The organism is Stenotrophomonas acidaminiphila (genome assembly GCF_001431595.1).
Taxonomy (GTDB): domain Bacteria; phylum Pseudomonadota; class Gammaproteobacteria; order Xanthomonadales; family Xanthomonadaceae; genus Stenotrophomonas; species Stenotrophomonas acidaminiphila.
The window spans coordinates 1-16491 of sequence record NZ_LDJO01000024.1 but is presented as its reverse complement, the minus strand read 5'-3'; the positions used below and the strand labels follow the sequence as shown (position 1 = coordinate 16491).

14 protein-coding genes are annotated in these 16491 nt (G+C 61.1%); 3 read left to right on the top strand and 11 right to left on the bottom strand.

The annotated features are described in order from the left end of the window. Positions 1 to 8: 8 nt before the first annotated feature. The 8 genes from qatC to ABB33_RS07380 are packed head-to-tail and all read right to left on the bottom strand — an operon-like array spanning position 9 to position 11455. A complete protein-coding gene (qatC, locus tag ABB33_RS07415) occupies positions 9 to 1376 on the bottom strand; it encodes a Qat anti-phage system QueC-like protein QatC (RefSeq protein ID WP_056931711.1) in 1368 nt (455 codons plus the stop codon). After that, a complete protein-coding gene (qatB, locus tag ABB33_RS19230) occupies positions 1373 to 2257 on the bottom strand; it encodes a Qat anti-phage system associated protein QatB (protein WP_056931710.1) in 885 nt (294 codons plus the stop codon). Before qatB ends, qatC begins: the two co-directional genes overlap by 4 nt. Next, entirely contained in the window at positions 2257 to 4191 is a 1935-nt protein-coding gene (gene qatA, locus ABB33_RS07405) for a Qat anti-phage system ATPase QatA (protein ID WP_056931709.1), read from the bottom strand. Before qatA ends, qatB begins: the two co-directional genes overlap by 1 nt. Before the next feature lie 51 nt (positions 4192 to 4242). Continuing rightward, the gene (locus tag ABB33_RS07400; protein ID WP_056931708.1) at positions 4243 to 7764 is read right to left on the bottom strand and encodes a DEAD/DEAH box helicase; all 3522 of its coding nucleotides are present in this window, start codon (positions 7762 to 7764) and stop codon (positions 4243 to 4245) included. After that, positions 7748 to 8524: a Hachiman antiphage defense system protein HamA gene (locus ABB33_RS07395; protein WP_056931707.1), complete on the bottom strand. Its 777-nt coding sequence runs from the start codon at positions 8522 to 8524 to the stop codon at positions 7748 to 7750. The genes ABB33_RS07400 and ABB33_RS07395 overlap by 17 nt, the downstream gene beginning before the upstream one ends. Before the next feature lie 12 nt (positions 8525 to 8536). Continuing rightward, positions 8537 to 9454 (bottom strand): restriction endonuclease, encoded by a 918-nt coding sequence (locus tag ABB33_RS07390; protein WP_056931706.1) that lies wholly within the window; start codon positions 9452 to 9454, stop codon positions 8537 to 8539. Next, positions 9451 to 10317 (bottom strand): antitoxin, encoded by an 867-nt coding sequence (locus ABB33_RS07385; protein ID WP_225546621.1) that lies wholly within the window; start codon positions 10315 to 10317, stop codon positions 9451 to 9453. The genes ABB33_RS07390 and ABB33_RS07385 overlap by 4 nt, the downstream gene beginning before the upstream one ends. 43 nt (positions 10318 to 10360) lie before the next feature. Continuing rightward, positions 10361 to 11455: a hypothetical protein gene (locus tag ABB33_RS07380; protein WP_056931705.1), complete on the bottom strand. Its 1095-nt coding sequence runs from the start codon at positions 11453 to 11455 to the stop codon at positions 10361 to 10363. Between the two features lie 433 nt (positions 11456 to 11888). Between ABB33_RS07380 and radC the strand changes: the two genes are divergently transcribed. After that, positions 11889 to 12395: a RadC family protein gene (gene radC / locus ABB33_RS07375; protein WP_056931704.1), complete on the top strand. Its 507-nt coding sequence runs from the start codon at positions 11889 to 11891 to the stop codon at positions 12393 to 12395. Between the two features lie 173 nt (positions 12396 to 12568). Here the strand turns inward: radC and arr are convergent, their stop codons facing one another. The 3 genes from arr to ABB33_RS07365 form a co-directional block, all read right to left on the bottom strand. Beyond that, the gene (arr, locus tag ABB33_RS18180; RefSeq protein ID WP_082595029.1) at positions 12569 to 13021 is read right to left on the bottom strand and encodes an NAD(+)--rifampin ADP-ribosyltransferase; all 453 of its coding nucleotides are present in this window, start codon (positions 13019 to 13021) and stop codon (positions 12569 to 12571) included. A gap of 114 nt (positions 13022 to 13135) precedes the next feature. Further along, entirely contained in the window at positions 13136 to 13903 is a 768-nt protein-coding gene (gene map, locus ABB33_RS07370; RefSeq protein ID WP_056931703.1) for a type I methionyl aminopeptidase, read from the bottom strand. Beyond that, entirely contained in the window at positions 13900 to 14112 is a 213-nt protein-coding gene (locus tag ABB33_RS07365; RefSeq protein WP_056931702.1) for a ParD-like family protein, read from the bottom strand. Before ABB33_RS07365 ends, map begins: the two co-directional genes overlap by 4 nt. A gap of 600 nt (positions 14113 to 14712) precedes the next feature. On the opposite strand from ABB33_RS07365, the gene ABB33_RS07360 reads away from it, so the two are divergent. Further along, the gene (locus tag ABB33_RS07360) at positions 14713 to 15537 is read left to right on the top strand and encodes a DUF932 domain-containing protein (protein WP_056931701.1); all 825 of its coding nucleotides are present in this window, start codon (positions 14713 to 14715) and stop codon (positions 15535 to 15537) included. A gap of 78 nt (positions 15538 to 15615) precedes the next feature. Further along, positions 15616 to 16491, top strand: an 876-nt coding sequence (locus tag ABB33_RS07355) for a ParB/RepB/Spo0J family partition protein (RefSeq protein ID WP_161809413.1), incomplete at its 3' end; no start/stop codon positions are given.

Sequence of the window (16491 nt, the reverse complement as noted above, 5' to 3'; positions counted from 1 at the left end):
CATCCTCGTCAACTCGGTCTCGCCTCGGCACCGTCGATGAGCCGCGCAACTTCGCCGAGGCCACGCCGGTAGACATCGGCAAGCTGATCTAGGTGCGCCACTTCATCCGCAAGCGAGCCAGGCTTGTGGATTAAGAGGTTTGCGAGCTGCGGCTTGCCTTTCAAGCGCTCGATCGCGTACTGAAACGACCTGACCTGTACTCCGGTCGCTTGGCGCGTGTCCAAGGGCTGCGCATGAAGATCGGGAACGGTGTACGTTGTCGGGTCGTTTCCAGTACCCCAAGCCGCCGTCAACGCTGCGCGGCGGATCAGGCATGGGAGGCAATAGCCACAGTGCTCAATGCCATGTCCGAGCCATCGTGCTTTGGCGGGGGATGAGCACGACAACGAATCCGTCACCAACTCTTTCAAGAGGGTCGAGTTGCGGCAAGCTGCGGCCATCTCGCCCTTCGTCTTGTCCCAGTACGGGTTTCGAACTTCTCCATCTATGTCGAGTGCGACAAGCAGGTCGTTCCACCTTGCCATGTAGTACGGGTGCGTGGTGCGGGTACTGTTTGACCCCAACCGCAGGGGGTCCAAAGGCACATTCAGCGCGATCAGCCCATTCTCGGGGACGCGCAGGACGAAACGGTGCCCGAGTCCAGTGCCCGCAAACACGCCGAGCGCGAAGAACAGGAACGACCTGCCACGCGTGCTGTCCTCGGAACCAACATCCGCCACCAGGCCTTTCTTGAAGGTCATGCCCACACGCAGCCGCTCAAAAGAGGACTTTGTGTAGTGCTTTCTCAAATCTGTGAACAGCTTGCCCTGCGCGTCGCTGATTGCACTTTCACCGAAGTGACTGACCAGGAGGGGAGTGGCGTCGTCTTCCAACAGGTCGATGGCTCCGATCAAGCTATCCAGTCCACCCGAGAACAGGCTGACGGAATCGAAGGGAGGCGCGATCAAACTCGGGGGCGCCGCTTTGGCGATTGCCGCGAATCGATCTGGACGTGCCCTGAAGCCGATCGTCCAGCGATCGCCCGTCAAGAAGTCCAGAGACTTCTTGAGGATGGGTGCTGCTGCGCTCCAGCGAGCCGGGTCGCTGACCGGCACGACCAACCGTATCTCGCGCGTCCACGAATCTTGGGACTGTTCCGTGCGTGAGATGCGAGTATCTGCCGCATGGACATGGGCGGCCAGTACCATCAGGTCGATGCCGATTTCCGAAGGAAACACGCCGATCTTCTTCAGACTCGTGAGTGCGCCTCCGATACCGTGGTCTAAGGATTCCTCGCCGGCGACGAGTTGCAAGTAAGTCGTCTGTTCATCGACGCCCGCCGTCACATCAAAGCGGTCGTCTGGGCCAAAGCGGCCCGCCAGGAGTTGGCGCTTCATTGATTGGCCTCTGCTTCGCCGAGGGTCTGCAAGATTGCAAATGCGGACTCGTACACAGCGTCCACGAAGCCTTGAATCCGTTCTGGAGTGAGATTGGGTGTCTCCGCCCGTGCTCGCGTCAGTGCATCGCTCACTCCGCCTCGGATGAAGTCGCGCAACTGTTGCTCGACGCGATGCGCAGCCTGCGCATCGGTTGGCATGGTTACGGCTTTGGTTCCGATGTCGTTGCAGATGCGCGCCTCGATCGCATGAGTGGCATACAGCTCGAATACCGTCTGCATTTGATCGGGGGTAAACGTAGTCAGATCGGTGAGTCCTTCGCTCGCCAGTTCAACGATGGTTTCGATGTATGCCTCGCGGGCAATGCCTTCATCAACCGTGCCCGCACCTGGGCAGACGTAGTCGGCCAGGCCCACGAAAATCTCAGTGATCGGGCGGCCTGCCAATGATTCCAGATCCAGGGCACGCAGGGCCTCACGCACCCCCCGCGCTTGCGCGTCGGCCAAGAAGCCAAGGAGCCGCGCGCCCGCTCCCCGAGATGCACCCATGCGTTGGGCAGCTTGGCGCGAGCCCCCGGCGGACGTTGAGACGTATCTGGAGACGGCTCGGCCCAGACTGGCTCGATCGCTGCCGCCGGAGCCGGCAAATCGTGTGAAGCTGTTGCGCGCGCCAGAGAAGCGTTGCGGGTCCGCTGTCTTGGGAATAGGCGGGCGATTCGGCGGCGCCGGTGGCGCGGTGCTGTCCGCAGGCGGCTGGCCGTCAGGGCCTGCACCATCGCCCGGAGGGGCGGCAAGGGCACCACCGCCACCTGCGTCGCCCAGCCATGACGGGACGAGTGGTGTCCCGCCGCCTGGGCCACCGTAAGCTGTCGAGGTTCCCATCAGCGCCCTCCCTTCATATCCTTGAGTGCCGCTTCGGCGCTGGCTTTGAGGCCGGGATTGCCGGTGACTTTGCTCCAGTCTCCGAGCAGCTTCGTCAGGCGAGTCGCGCATTCGGTGTCTTTGATGACGCCTTGCCAGCCGCTGACGACCCAAGGCCCGCACTTGCCACTTGGTAATGCCTCCAGGAAGTCCATCAACCGGCTCTGGAGGCCGGGCTGTGCTTTCACAAGGACAGCGAGACCGTCGACGCCTGCCGGTCTGCTGTCGAAAGTGCCAGTGCTCATGATCTTGCTGCGTACGGCCTCGAACACCTTCTCGGCTTCGGGCTGCACGAGTTGCTTCAACTCGGCTTCGTAGCCTTGGACGGTCATCTTGCCGCCGAACAGCTTCTCGACCACAGCAGCTAGGTGACCCAGGACCGACACGGGGCCGAAGTAGTCCTTCTTGTCCTTAGTCACGAACAGGTAGGGGCGTAAATCTAGTCCCGACAGCTTCGGCGAGAGGCGCGCCCAATCGCGCACCGTCTCCGACGACTTCCACTCGGTCAACACGGCATTGTCGGGTGTAGGAGCGGGCTCAGTGGCTTTCTTCTCCTTCGGCTCACTCTCTTTGTCGTCAGCCGCTGCAAGGCTTCTCTCCAGTGCTTCGAGGTCTTCGCACAGCCCTTGCGGATGGACAGCAGCGATGAACGCGATCTGCTCGAACAGCCTTGGGATGAAGCGCTCCGCGAGCATGAGCTTCGCGAGAACAGGTAGCTTGATGTCGTCGCCGAAACCGCGTGCGGTGGCGGTGCGATCGCGTAACAACAGCGTGTTGAGGAAGCGCTTGATCTGACGCGGGTTGCCCTTTGTGCCGCTCGCCAGAATGGGGCCGATCTGGTCGCTGAGCGCTAGTGCATTGTTCGCCTTCTCGGCCTGTTTTCCGAGTGCCGACTTGACTGTCGCGGCGTCCAGGCCACCGCTGGTCCAAGGCCGCTTCAGCTTCTCCCGCGCTACGGCGATCAGCTTTTCATATTCCTCGTCGCTCTCGCCGACTTCAGCGCCAGCCAACAACAATGTCACGTAGATCCGCGTCTCGGTCTCTCCCAAGGCAGGGATGCGGAACGGAACCTGGATGAGCTTTTCGAGATAGTTTCGGGCGTAGTCTCGCGGTCCGGTGCTGTCGGGCAGATCGGGAAAGTGCTTGCGCACTGCGTATTCGATCATCGCCTCGTCGGCTGCGACGACGAATGCCGTCTGTGCGGTAAACACGAACAGCCGAATCGCTTCGAGGGTTTCAATGGCTGTGTCGGGCAGGCAGCGATCGAGGTCGTCAATCAGGACAACGAGCTGTTTGATACCTGCATCTTTCAAAAGCTGGTCGAACGCCTTTCGGAACGCCTCCACTTCCTCCGGCACATTCTTGGACTCTCCCGGCTTCAACACAGCCTTCACCTCGTCGATGGCTGTCGAGAGGTTTTCTTTAGTGACGAGCTTGGAAGGGTCTGCCATCAACGCTTCGAGCGAGCCGACGATGGCTCCGATTTGTTCGGGCGTCGGAATGCCTGTGAATGCGGTCAGCGCCAAGCCACCGGCCCGCTTGGCGACCTTCAGCCAATCGATGCGACGGAAGACATCCTTGACGGCTACCGCCGCCTTCTTTAGGGCCGGACGTTTCTCGACCAAGCCCGTAACGATCCCCTCGATCAAGGCGATCTTCGCATCCTCGAAGCCCTGGAAGCGCCATCCATTGAACTTGAGGCATAGAACATCGTCCTGGTTCGCGAAGCCAGCCTCGATCATTTCGAGCACGCTGGACTTACCCGCACCCCAGTCGCCGTGTACGCCGATCGTCACTGGATGGTCGGGCTTAGCACGAAGCAGCCCGATGATCGTGCTGGCAATTGCCTCGTTGTTCAGCAGATCGACTTTGGTTTCGTTATCGGTCAGGATCATTCTTCTCTTCCTTGTTTTTCTATCAGCCCTTACATCACTCGAAATCTTTTACTATGCGGACGGGATATCAACAAAGTCATCAGGTCCGAGATAAATGAGGTCGAGTCGGCTAATGTCTTGAGCAACCTCAGCGATGAGCAAACCGGCTCTCTTGGGGTTCAAAGCATTCAGTAGCGTGCCCATCGGAGTGCCGTCTGCCGCGAGCACGCTGATCTGACCATTCCGTTGATGAAGTTGAACAGGGGTGTGTGGCGGCGGCGGTACGCCGAGCCACTCAACACCCGCCCAGTAGCGGCGATCGGCCCAGATGCTGTTTTCCTGGGGGACGAAGCTTCGCGTGAACTCCATCCACATTTCCCTTGTTTCTGGTGTCGGCCAGTCAGCTCTTGCGAGCAATCCTGCATGGGCTTCCGAGTTGAGCCAATGCCGAAGTTCCTGAGCTGTTTGGAAAATCGCTCCTGCGTCCGTCACGGCCTTGATGGCGCCGAGCCTGGAGTTGAAGCCGGCTTGAATGAGGATCGTGGCCGAACGGTTTAGGGTTCCGGTTTCCACTGCGGCCACCGCCAAGCGTAGCTCGTATTCGTCCAGAGACAGTTCGTCTACGGTGTCGCCGTTCGCGATTGCGCGCACGCGTATCGCTTCCATCGCCCAGGGAAGACGATAGACAAGCCCCCCCTCGATGAACTGCAACGTGTCGGATTCTTGGCCGGCAGCGATGGCGGCAAGAGGCTCTCCGAGGAGCCAGGCACGCAGGATGTCTCGCCAGGTTGCTGGCATAGGGTCGGGCGTGAAAGGATAAAAAGTGAAGACGCGTTCTGCCAGCGCGGTGACGGCAGCGATCGCCGCCTCGGCGTCGCCTTGAAGGATGCCACCATTGGCTTGGATCAGAAGGCTATTGGCGTCCTCAGCAATCGCATCGAGCGCATGCCCTGTCGCCAGTCCAACCCCTGCAAGGAAATAGCCCCGGCGGCGCGCTGCCGTCGATTGACTCCAGATAAGCCGGCCTCGGGAGAGAAGACCCGCCTTGAGAGCGTGCTGGGTATGCTCGTCTTGACGCAAGAGTCGGCGGTACCACAAAGAAAACTGAAGAACGTCATCCAGTGCCGCTTCAACACCCTCTTCGGGGATGTTGTTGTCACCGATCAAGCTGAGGATGGCGGTGTCGAGTGTCGCGATGTGCCGCTCCCAATCGGCAAGGGCACGCTCCCGATCCTCGGGCGCTTCGTTTGCCAGTTCGGGGAAGGTCCAGGCGACTGCATTGTTGACAACGTACTCGACCAGTTGATTGAGGTCGCCACCAGTATGTGCGTGCATGCGCATCAGCAAGGCTGCGACCAGTCTAACCAGGCCGCTTTCCATTTCTCTTGCGCCGAGATCGGTGATGAGCGCTTCCCAGTTGCGCCGCTTCCTGGCGATCTCGTCGAACATCGGGAAAAGCACAATACCCTCGACATCGACGTAGGCCCGTCCGGCCCGGCCGATGACGTTCTTGAACTCGGAGATTTCGATCCTCTCACCGTTTCGGTGAAGAGAGTGCATGACGACGGCCGTGGCCGATAGATTGAGCCCTTGCGCGAGGGTCGGCGACGAGATGGTCACCTTGAGCACGCTGTCGCGCAACAGGCGCTCAATCTCCTTGCGGTAAGCGGTTGGGAGGGCTCCGTGATGAAGCGCGACGCCAATGCGCAGGCATTTGAGGATCGCGCTATCTGGCCCAAGCCATTCCTCGCCAAGTGCGATCGCGGTGTTGAGCGCCGCGGGGTCGGTTTGGAGCAATGAGCGCAGAGCACCACGCTCATGGAGATCAACAATCACGTCGGCGAAGGGTTCGACGCTGCGCCGTTCCGGGCAAAAAATGAGTACTGTTTGGCCGTCCTCGATCAGCCGCCAGGCTGTCGCCAGGCAGAGTTCGCGCTGGTCGTCGGGAAAGAGACGCGTGCGACGGCGCTTCGGCGGTATCCAGTGGGGAGGAGCTTCCCCAACAAGGAAGCGTTGTACCCAAGGGCGTTCATCGCCGACGCGAAGGTTCAATCGAGCTGTTGGCGACGTCCACAGCACTTCGCCGAATCGCAGTCGAGTCGGACGCCAATCGTTCTTGATAAGTCCGCCGGGATGGTCTCGTCTCAACCAGCCCGCGAAGTCGTCGAGTTGATCACCATCCGGCAAGATTGCCGAGAGGCAAACGATCCGCCGTCCATGCGCGTCCGGCCGGCGAAGAAGCCGCTGGATCTGCACCTCGTAGCGAACCTCGCGCTCGTTGAGCCCGATCATATGCCCTTCATCGAAGACGAGAAGACCGACGTCATCGAGAAGGGCAGGGTTGTTCCGCAGCGCAAAATCGAGCTTCTCAGGCGTGGCTACTACGATGTCCCGTTCGCCAATTGCGTCCTCGTCGAAGCCGTTGACGCCTATGCTTCCGTAGAGCGCCGAGATGGTTTTGCCTAGCGGGCCGAACGTCCGTTGAAGGTTCGCTTCAGTTTGTGCAGATAGCGCTCGCAGCGGAGTGATGAACACCACTCGCTTATTGGCGGCGAGGCAGCGCAGTATGCATAGTTCAGCGATTCGCGTCTTGCCAGCGCTGGTCGGCAATGAGACAACCAGATCATCTGACTGGTCGACAGCGCGGTTGGCCGCCTCTGTCTGCGAAGGCCAGAGATCTATTTCGGCCTTTGGGCGGCTCTGCATTAGTGCGATGAATAATCTGCGAAGCGCGGGCCAGTCGGCCGCCTCGCTGCCCGCCGGCTGAAACGGAATCCTCTCATGAAAGGTGCTAGACCATAGGTCAGAAAGCAGATGAATCGCGATTCGATGCACCCACCATTGTGGAAGCATGTTCATCTCGCTGCAGACGGCAAGGCCCGTACGAAGTCGCTCCAGTGCCTGATCAAGCAGCGCCCGCTCGCCTCGGTCGAGAGCCAGCAGGAATAGCGATATCCCTGCCATGAACGTGTCCGTCAGCGCCTTGTCCAGTCCTTCGAAGAGGATGTCCTCCCCGTCGCCGGCCAAGTTGATCCCTGTCCCGACCATGTCGAGCCTGACCCGCATCCGTCCGGCGATCTCGGTGTCACTGCCTTCGCCAGAGGCTCGAAAGTCGAGAACACTGGTTCGCAGCGTGCGAAAGTCCCGCCTCATCAGCAAGCTCAGGACTCGTTCTGTGGGTGCAAAATTCCCGTCTGCCGCGACGATCGCCAGCAGAGAATAGGCGCGCGCGGAAAGGTGCGCGAGATGGTAGCTCGCCGCCGCCATTACAAAGTGAAAGTCGCGATCGACCTCATCCGGATTGCCTTTGGCGATCACCGCCTCAAGGGCGGTGGCGGCTTGCTCGAATGCGGTTCGCGCCTGTGCATCCGATCCGCTCAGTTCGCGCAGGCGAAGGCCAAGCCCCAGAAGGGCGTAGCCATAGGAATGCAAGTCGTAGCTGAGCTGTGGCGCGAAGCCCGGGGCGTCGGGCGGTAGCGCCCCATCACGCCAGATGATTGCTCGCGCTTGGCCTCGCGCGATGAGGCTTCCGCGAAAGCCTGCAGTTGCCGCTTCCGCGATGTCTGCCGCAATTGCTTCAGGTGTTGTTGGCATCAGCGATCACTCGGTCATAGACCGCTCCGATGAAATTGGCATGATCTTCGACGCGCAGTCCGACACCCCATTGGTTGATCGCCCCTGGGTACGTCTGGAGAGCAGCGGTTAGCAGGGTGTCCGGCGGATTTCCTGAGAATGTGAAGAGAAGATGCCGGACGTTCTGAGCCGGAATCCCATGCTTGAGCAATGCGTCGTCGATAGCATCGGCAAGCGGTAGATTGCCCAGTTCGAGCAATCGCGCGGAAATGAACGAAAGCGCATGTGCGGAGGGCAGGCCGCCATCCTTGTCGAGTGCGGTCCTCGCATCCGTAAGGACTTGTGCGGTCAGGGTGGCACGGCTCTTTGCTTCCGTCTTCAGAAAAAGCAATTGCTGCGTCTGAGCATCCTGAAGGATGCCGATGACGTCGTCGCCGCGCATCGCCATATTACGATGGTCTTTCCAGCGCAATCGCTTGATTGGCGCGCGATAGCCGCTATGCGCGTCGATCCATTCAGTCGCATAGATCTCCCCAAGGTCTCCGGATCGGATCGCTTTCGTGGTCGGTAGCCGGCCTTGAATCAGCGCAGCCGATGCCGGCTTTCCCAGACGTGCAAGTGCGCGTGCGACCTGTTCTTCCGATGCATAGTGTGTCGGCACAATGGCTGCGGTAGCTTGGATACCCACCGGCAGGCGCTCCGCCTGTCCCGTCATAACCCTGCTGAAGTGATTGCCTACCGGAACATCGATCGCCAAGCACCAATCGTTGAATTGCGCCATGTCTGATCGTCCTTAGAATTTTTTTTCGGCGCCGGAGATCGGGTGGACATAGATGAGCCCCTTGGTTTGCGCCGCCTTGACCTTCCGATCGATCATTTCGCGAAGACTCAAATGTCCCTCCAGGACGAGGACCAGATCTTCTCCATCGATAAAAAGAGTCTGGATTTCCTTGCCCATCACGAGGCTGCGGATGACCTCGGGGCTGAAGCCATTCACGGAGATGAACAAGCCGCGTCCGTACAGTTTTCCGGCGACCTTGCCGGCAAACTGGTACACGGGTTCATTGCTCGCCGAACGTTCTTGCCACTTCGCCTCGATGAGATAGTGTTCTCCCTCGAACTTGACTGCGCCATCGATCTGTTCCCCGTGAACCCGAAAAGCTTCGGTGGCCTCCAGGGTCGAAAGGCGCGAGAGTTCGGTCAGAATGCGCTCCAGTGCGTACCCGCGCTGTTGCCGCGAAGTCTTGTTGGAGAGGAGATCGAGGTACTCGGCACGTAGTTGATCCAGCGATACCGTCGGTTGCTGGCGTGCGGCCTCCTGCGCGACCCTGCGCTCGCGATCTGCTTTGATCTTCGCGTCTCGAATTTCCTGTAGTTGGCGCAGGTGCTCGAGATTCTTGTTGGCAGTGCCCCGGTCGAGCTTACGAAGTTTGTCGAAATAATATGGGTCAAAGTGCGACCAGTTCAGCAGTGACTGCAGCATCGCGCGGAAAGGACCGAGGCCTTGATCGGAGCGCGCTGCGAGGGCTGTGAAAAGAGCATCGACAATTTCGGGCCGCTTGAGCGCGTTCTCGCCATCAAGCTGAAGAGGCGCGATCTCTGCTTTGGTGCTTCCGTGCTTCTCGAAGAAGCCCACGATGTCCTTGCGAGGCCAAAAGAGCGAAAGGATGCAGTCCTTCATGCAGCCCTTGATGTCCGCGGGGAAACTCATGCGGTGCCCTCCCTAGCGAGCCGGGCAAGAAGCTGTTCAATCAAGTCGCTGACCTGCCGTTGGCGCAACGCTCGCGCCTCGCGCTGCTCCGGCTCATCACCTTCCCCAAGTTCGAACTTGGCGACCGATATAGGGCCATCTTTGCGATAGCCCTCTGTCTTCTCGTCGCCTGCAAATCGGCTGCGAAGGATCGTGAGCGATGCTTCGACGACCGCGCCATGCTTGCCGGATCGCTCTTTGCGGAAGGACTCGACCACGGCGTCCATGCCTTCTGGTGCATGGTCGATGCAGTAGACCAGGTCGTGTGCGTCCTTGCGCTCGAAGCGTTGGTCGAACGCGAAGGACTTCAAGCAAGTGAAGCTGACGAGACTTGCGTGCCTGATGTTCTCGGTGGCGATGCCATTGCCGCCCAACAACTCTGCTTGGATCTCGGTTACCTGGTGTAGGTCGAAGACGATGGATGAATGCGGGATGTTCAAGGCCGAGATCGTCCCCTCGGTCGGCAGCGGTTGTACCTTGCCGCCGGCGATGTCCGGCGCGTCCGCGAGCAGTTCCAACACCATCAACGCGCCGTGTTCGGTGCGGGTCTGCCAACGCCACGAGAGCTTCTTCCCCGCGTCGTTTTCGGCGCGCTCGAAGCCCATCTTCTTGAGGTTGTCCTCCAGCGTGTGGTACGCCTCGGTGTCGGCCAGGATCTGCAGGTCGATTACGATATCCACGTCCAGCGTGCCAGCATGCGCCGGAACCGCGGGCGGTCGCGCGGTGACGAGATACCGTGGTGTGAGGCCGCCGACCAGGTATACCGAATCCTTCCATGGTCCGAGACCGCGCAGCAGCGTTACAAGGACACGTTCGCAGTCCACCGTGATTGGTCGCTGTAGCCGTCGAACGTTGCAGGCTTGGCCATCAGAAGCCGATCCTTTCCTTGCGGAAGTGCCCGGCCATTTCCTTGGATCGGCCTTCGCCGCGCAACAGGTCGAGATAGATTTGGATGGGGCTCGCCAGCCACAGGCCATCGATCTTCTCGCGAAACAGCAGTTCGCCCGGCGACTTGGCTTCGATGACGGCCAAGTTGGCGCCTTCGTTGACCACGCGTGCATCGAGGTCGCCGATCGCCGCATCAGCGCTCGCACCGATTAGCACCCGCACACGAACCTGGGAGACGCTGGAAAGGAATGGTGCATAGCGCTGCGCGGCGGCCTCGTGGCTGATCGCGTGCTGGACGTCGTGCGCGTCGAAAAATTGGCCGATTTGCGCCACCAGCGTATCGGCCTTCGCGCCTGGCACGTAGTACCGGCGCAGGGTCGGCTGACGGATAGTTGCAAGTTCCTTGGCCCATGCGTCCAGCAAGGCTGCCGGCTCCCGTAGGTAGCGCTCCTTGCTCGGACCCTGCCCACGCGCCTCCAGCCAGTCAAAGCGTTCCAACTCGGTCAGCACTTGCGAGGCGGTGGCGGGCGACACCATGGCTTGCTGTGCCAACTCGGTGACGCCGAACCAGCTTTGATGCTGGACCAACAGGGCGTGAAGCACTTGGGCGCGTCGTCCGGTAAACAGTGTGCGCACCGACTTCGCCAGGGCCTTGGGTGGCGGTTTGTCGATATAGAGGTATGCACCTGGCGCAGGCAAGTACAGGCTACCGCCGCTGTCGTAGTAGCCGACGCGCTCACTTCGGAGTAGTTCTTTCGCGCCTGGGGAGATGGATTCGGCAACGAGGAACGACAAAGGCTTTTCCCCGTGCCCAGCAGGCCTCTCGTGGCTCGCCGCCCGAAGCTGCCAGATCACCTGACGCACATCTCGGGGAAAAACGGCCTTCTTGGCTTCAAGCAGTAGGACGAAGGACTTGCCGGCGACGTGCAGATCGACCTGAGCATCGTGCCCACGATCATCGTGCGTGCCGACGGGTTCCCAATGGTCGAAGTCGGCCTCCACCCCCGGAAGCTCCCGCAGGGCGTCAAGGAAGCGCGCAATCAACTGTTGTTCGGTTAGGCTGGACTCAAACATGCGGGCAGTGGTGGCTCGTTTGCTGTTCAGTAAATATAGGTACTTTACCGAATATTCGACCAAATGGCAATTTTTACTGCGCAGTGAAGAATGGCCTCCTGCCGGGGCTCGACTAAGCCCCTGTCGCGCGTTCTGGCGTTTCGCCGTCGGGCTTGCGGGTTGACCCCACGCCTCGAGTCGCGGCCATCCGGCTTTGATTCTTGGCGCCTCCGGCCCTGGCGGGCCTGCGCGCTCCGCTTGCCAAGGGCCGGGGTGTGAGGGAGTGGGGCGGTCTTGCTGTTCCCTTCACCGTACCACGGCGTTCTCGCCGTCAAGGGCGGCGCGCGCCTTGCGCGCTGGCGTCCTGACGGCCGGCTTCGCCCCCTGACTGCTTGCGCTGCGCCGTGCTGGTGCCGGTTCCGGGCAATTCCGCCCGAGCAACCGGAGCACGATCATGTCGCAGTTCTCCCTCTTTTCCGATGCCTCGCTGCTGGTGCGTGACGGCCGTGGCCGCTATCGGCCGGCGTCGGCCGATCAGATCCTGGACGCCGCGCGTCGGGTCATCGACCAGAAGATGCAGCGCGGTACCGAATTCAGCTCGCCGGCGACGGTCAAGGAGTACCTGCGCACCAAGCTAGCCGGCTTCGAGCATGAGGTCTTCGCAATCCTGTTCCTCGACACGCGCCATCGGCTGATCGAGTACGTGGAGATGTTCCACGGCACGATCGACGCTGCCGAGGTGCATCCGCGTGAGGTCGTCAAGCAGGCGCTTCGGCTCAACGCGGCGGCTGTCATCGTTTCGCACAACCATCCGAGCGGGAACCCCGAGCCGAGCGCGGCAGACAAGGCACTGACCTCGCAGCTCCGGCAGGCGCTGGCGTTGGTGGACGTTCGCACGCTGGATCACATCATCGTCTCCGGGAGCTGTACCACGTCATTCGCCGAACGCGGCCTGCTTTGATCTTGGGGGCTTCGGCCCCCTTTTGCTGCGCCCGGTGTTGCAGCTCCGGCCCTCGCGGGCCTGCGCGCGCAAGCATGCTGGCGGCCTCTGGCCGTCAGTCAGGAACAGCTGCAGCGAAACTGAGTCGAGCAGGGCCGACTTCCTAGATGTTGCATACTGGACGACAATGTCAGTCAGTCCTCAATAGCGGCCAGACCGCGGCGTCTAAGGTCCGCCAAGGAATCAAGCATTTTCTGAATCGCTTCGGGAGAGTGACCTTGCCAGTCCGCAACAGTGCCAATGATTCTTAATGGCTCCTGTGTTCGGTATGACTGTGTTGGATTCCCCGGAAATCTCTTGTTCGTAAGATTCGGATCGTCCTCAAATGGTCCGGTTGGTTCGACGATGTATACGTAGCCACGGCCATGCAGGCACGACAAAGACATTGCAAGCTCCGCGCCCCAAATGGCGGGCTCCAACGTCGCGGAAAAATATACATGCTTGAGCATTCTTCCGCTTTCAAAATGCGATGTATATCCAGTCGTAAGCAAATCGTCGACTGACAATTTAGCTCTGGTTCCGTGATAGAACGGACCGCTTACACTACGATAGTTTTCATGTGTGATGGCCGTCCAGTCTGTCGTCATTGCTTGATCCAAGAGAAGATCGGGGCGGTCTCAACTTTGAAGCGCAACACCCTCACCTGAGGTAAGTTGCCGACATGGGATACGCAAGGCTGAATTCCACCCCCCCCCGGGGGTTCAGTACATTCTGTTTTCATCGGCACGCAGGGTCAACACTTGTACGCCGTGCCCAGTGACGACCACGGTGTGCTCGAACTGGGCGGACAGCCGCCCATCGCGCGTGACGACCGTCCAGCCGTCGGCTTCGGTGCGCACGGCGTGCCTCCCCTGGTTCACCATGGGCTCTATGGTGAACACCATGCCTTCCCGCAGTCTCAGGCCGGTGCCCGGCTGGCCCCAGTGCAGCACCTGGGGTTCCTCGTGCATCTCGCGGCCAATGCCGTGGCCGCAATACTCCCTGACCACCGAGTAGCCATGGCGGCGGGCATGCCGTTCGATGGCATGGCCCACGTCGCCGAGCGTGGCGCCGGGGCGGACGGTCCGGATGCCTTTCCACATCGCCTCGTAGGCCGTCTGCACGAGCCGCCTGGCAGGAAGAGGCACTTCTCCCACGAGATAGGTCTTGCTGGAATCGGCGATGTAGCCGTTCTTTTCCAACGTGATGTCGAAATTGACGATGTCCCCGTCCTGCAGGATGTCCTCGGTGGAAGGAACGCCGTGGCAGACCACATGGTTGCGGGAAGCGTTGAGCGCGTAGGCGTACCCGTATTGCCCTTTGCTGGCCGGGCGCGCTTTGAGTTCATGGACGATGAGGCCATCGACCAGATCGTTGACCTGCATCGTGGACATGCCGATCAGGTTCAGCCGATCAAGATGGCCGAACACCTGCGCCAAAAGCTGGCCCGACTCCGCCATCAGCGCGATTTCTTCTGGCCGCTTGGTCATGCCGACCCCATCTTGATGGGTTGCGCCACAACGCCTGCGGCCCGCAGTTCACGAGCAACGATATCGTTGAAGCTCTGCATCGGATTCATTTCGCACAGCATGCCGATCCTGATCCAGAAGGCCGCCTGCGCATTGATCGACCTGCACGACACCGCGCTTGCCTTGCGCAGTTGGTCATGCAGATCGTCGTCGATGTTCACGATACCCATGTGTTTTGATCTATATGAAACATATACGAATCATATAGTCAGTCTGGCTATGGCGCAAGTGAACTGCTGACGTGACCAAAGACTGGAGCATTGATGTCTGGGCGTTTCCGGCCAAGAAACATGGCCGGCCGCGCTGTCGTGCTGCGCATCGAGCCGCCTGCGGCGTCTCGCCCCTGACGGGCTTCCATCGTTCCCTCGCTCCGCTCGGCTGACGCCTCCGGCCCGGCTTCCAGCTTCGGGCCTGCGCGCTTCGCTTGCCGTGCGGTCGGCGTGCTGGAGGCCGTTGCCATGTCCAGCCGTCTCCCCTGACTTCATCACCTTCGCCGCGACTGTAGCCCGCGCCTGTGTGCCGTCAAGGCGCGCAGGGCCGTGTCCTCGCTTCGCTGCGGGCCGCACCAACCCTGCGCTTGCCTCCTTGACGGCCCCCGTTCGCGCGCTCCTGACCGTCGCGGGCGATGAACTCAGGAAAGACGGTGGCAACAGGGCCAACCGGGTTCCTCGTGCCGACCGCACCGAACAGCCGAAAGGCTGGGCTTCCGAATCTAGGAATCCGGTGTGCGGTTAACAGCAAACCTTTTTTTCTTTGTCAGGAGAAATGCCATGCAACTCGCATCCCGCTTCGCTTCCCGTTCCCCGGTGCTGCGTTCGGAACGTCCCTTGTCCGATGACCAAATCCGGGCCGTGGCCCCGTCCATCTTCGCGGAGGCCCCGCACGAAAGCCGCTCCGAGCGGTACAGCTACATCCCCACCGCCACCGTGCTGCAAGAACTGCGCGGGGAAGGCTTCGAGCCTTTCATGGTGACGCAAACCCGCGTGCGTCACGACGACCGCCGCGACTACACCAAGCACATGATCCGGCTGCGTCACGCGAGCCAGATCAACGGCCGCGAGGCCAACGAAATCATCCTGCTGAACTCCCATGACGGCACCAGCAGCTACCAGATGCTGGCCGGGATGTTCCGCTTCGTTTGCAGCAATGGCCTTGTTTGTGGCGACACCGTGGCCGACGTGCGCGTTCCCCACAAGGGCGACGTAGCCGGGCACGTCATCGAAGGCGCCTACGAAGTCCTGCACGGCTTCGACCGGGCGCAGGAATCGCGCGATGCCATGCGCGCCATCACGCTCGACGCCGGGGAATCGGAAGTGTTCGCCCGCGCTGCGCTGGCGTTGAAGTACGACAAGGACAAGCCCGCGCCCATCACGGAATCGCAAATTCTGATGCCGCGCCGCCATGACGACGACCGCCGCGACCTGTGGAGCGTGTTCAACCGCACGCAGGAGAACTTGACCAAAGGCGGCCTGTCCGCCCGCGCCGCGAATGGCCGCCGCCAGACCACCCGGCCCGTGCAGGGCATCGACCAAAGCGTGCGCCTGAACCGCGCCCTGTGGCTGCTGGCCGATGGCCTGCGCCAGTTGAAAGCCTGAATCCTCACGCGGCAGGGGCAGGCAGCAGCCCTTGCCGCTTCTCTCGCTGCTGCATCCCAACCTCTAGGAGTCATCACCATGAACGCAGTCCTGAAAACCGAAACCGTCGCCATCGAAACCGCCGCACCGCTGGAAGTGGCCGACCCGACCAAGAACCTGATCTTGGTTCCCCTTTCGCAGTTGCTCCCGCGCCGTTCCAAGCGCAACGTGCGGACGACGCCGCGCCAGTCCATCCCCGAACTGGCCGCGAGCATTGCCCGCATCGGCCTGCTGCAAAACCTGATCGTCATCCTTTCCGCCGATGGCGAGACTTACGAGGTGGTGGCCGGTGATCGCCGCCTGACCGCCTTGAAGCTGCTGGCGAAGAAGAAGCGCATTCCCGCCGACTACGAAGTGCCGTGCCTGCTGGTGCCCGATGCTTCCGCTCGTACCGTCAGCCTCGCGGAAAACCTGATGCGCGAGCAGATGCACCCCGCCGACCAGTTCGAGGCGTTCGCCGCGCTGGTCGAGGAAGGCCGACCCATCGAGGACATTGCCGCCGACTTCGGCGTGTCCCCGCTGGTGGTGCAGCGGCGCTTGAAGCTGGCGAACGTCTCGCCGCGCCTGATGGCCGACTATCGGGCCGGTGGCGTGACGCTGGAACAGTTGATGGCCTTGACCATCACCGACGACCACGCCGCGCAGGAAGCCGCGTTCTATGGTGCGCCGGAATGGCAGCGCAGCCCGTCCAAGCTGCGCGAGCGCCTGACCGAGCGCGAAATCGACGCCGCGCACGCGCTGGTGCGTTTCGTCGGGCTGGACACTTACCGGCAGGCAGGCGGCGGCATCCGCCGCGACCTGTTCGCCGAAGGCGATGCCGGAACCTACCTCACCGATACCGCAGTGCTGGAAACGCTGGTGCGTGACAAGCTGGCAACGCTGGCCGAGGACGTGCGTGGACCGGCCAGAGTTCCG

Excerpts from the sequence above, each read along its gene's own strand:
- qatC (WP_056931711.1), bottom strand. The coding sequence starts at position 1,376 with ATGAAGCGCCAACTCCTGGCGGGCCGCTTTGGCCCAGACGACCGCTTT.
- qatB (WP_056931710.1), bottom strand. The coding sequence starts at position 2,257 with ATGGGAACCTCGACAGCTTACGGTGGCCCAGGCGGCGGGACACCACTC.
- qatA (WP_056931709.1), bottom strand. The coding sequence starts at position 4,191 with ATGATCCTGACCGATAACGAAACCAAAGTCGATCTGCTGAACAACGAG.
- ABB33_RS07400 (WP_056931708.1), bottom strand. The coding sequence starts at position 7,764 with ATGCCAACAACACCTGAAGCAATTGCGGCAGACATCGCGGAAGCGGCA.
- ABB33_RS07395 (WP_056931707.1), bottom strand. The coding sequence starts at position 8,524 with ATGGCGCAATTCAACGATTGGTGCTTGGCGATCGATGTTCCGGTAGGC.
- ABB33_RS07390 (WP_056931706.1), bottom strand. The coding sequence starts at position 9,454 with ATGAGTTTCCCCGCGGACATCAAGGGCTGCATGAAGGACTGCATCCTT.
- ABB33_RS07380 (WP_056931705.1), bottom strand. The coding sequence starts at position 11,455 with ATGTTTGAGTCCAGCCTAACCGAACAACAGTTGATTGCGCGCTTCCTT.
- radC (WP_056931704.1), top strand. The coding sequence starts at position 11,889 with ATGTCGCAGTTCTCCCTCTTTTCCGATGCCTCGCTGCTGGTGCGTGAC.
- arr (WP_082595029.1), bottom strand. The coding sequence starts at position 13,021 with ATGACGACAGACTGGACGGCCATCACACATGAAAACTATCGTAGTGTA.
- map (WP_056931703.1), bottom strand. The coding sequence starts at position 13,903 with ATGACCAAGCGGCCAGAAGAAATCGCGCTGATGGCGGAGTCGGGCCAG.
- ABB33_RS07365 (WP_056931702.1), bottom strand. The coding sequence starts at position 14,112 with ATGGGTATCGTGAACATCGACGACGATCTGCATGACCAACTGCGCAAG.
- ABB33_RS07360 (WP_056931701.1), top strand. The coding sequence starts at position 14,713 with ATGCAACTCGCATCCCGCTTCGCTTCCCGTTCCCCGGTGCTGCGTTCG.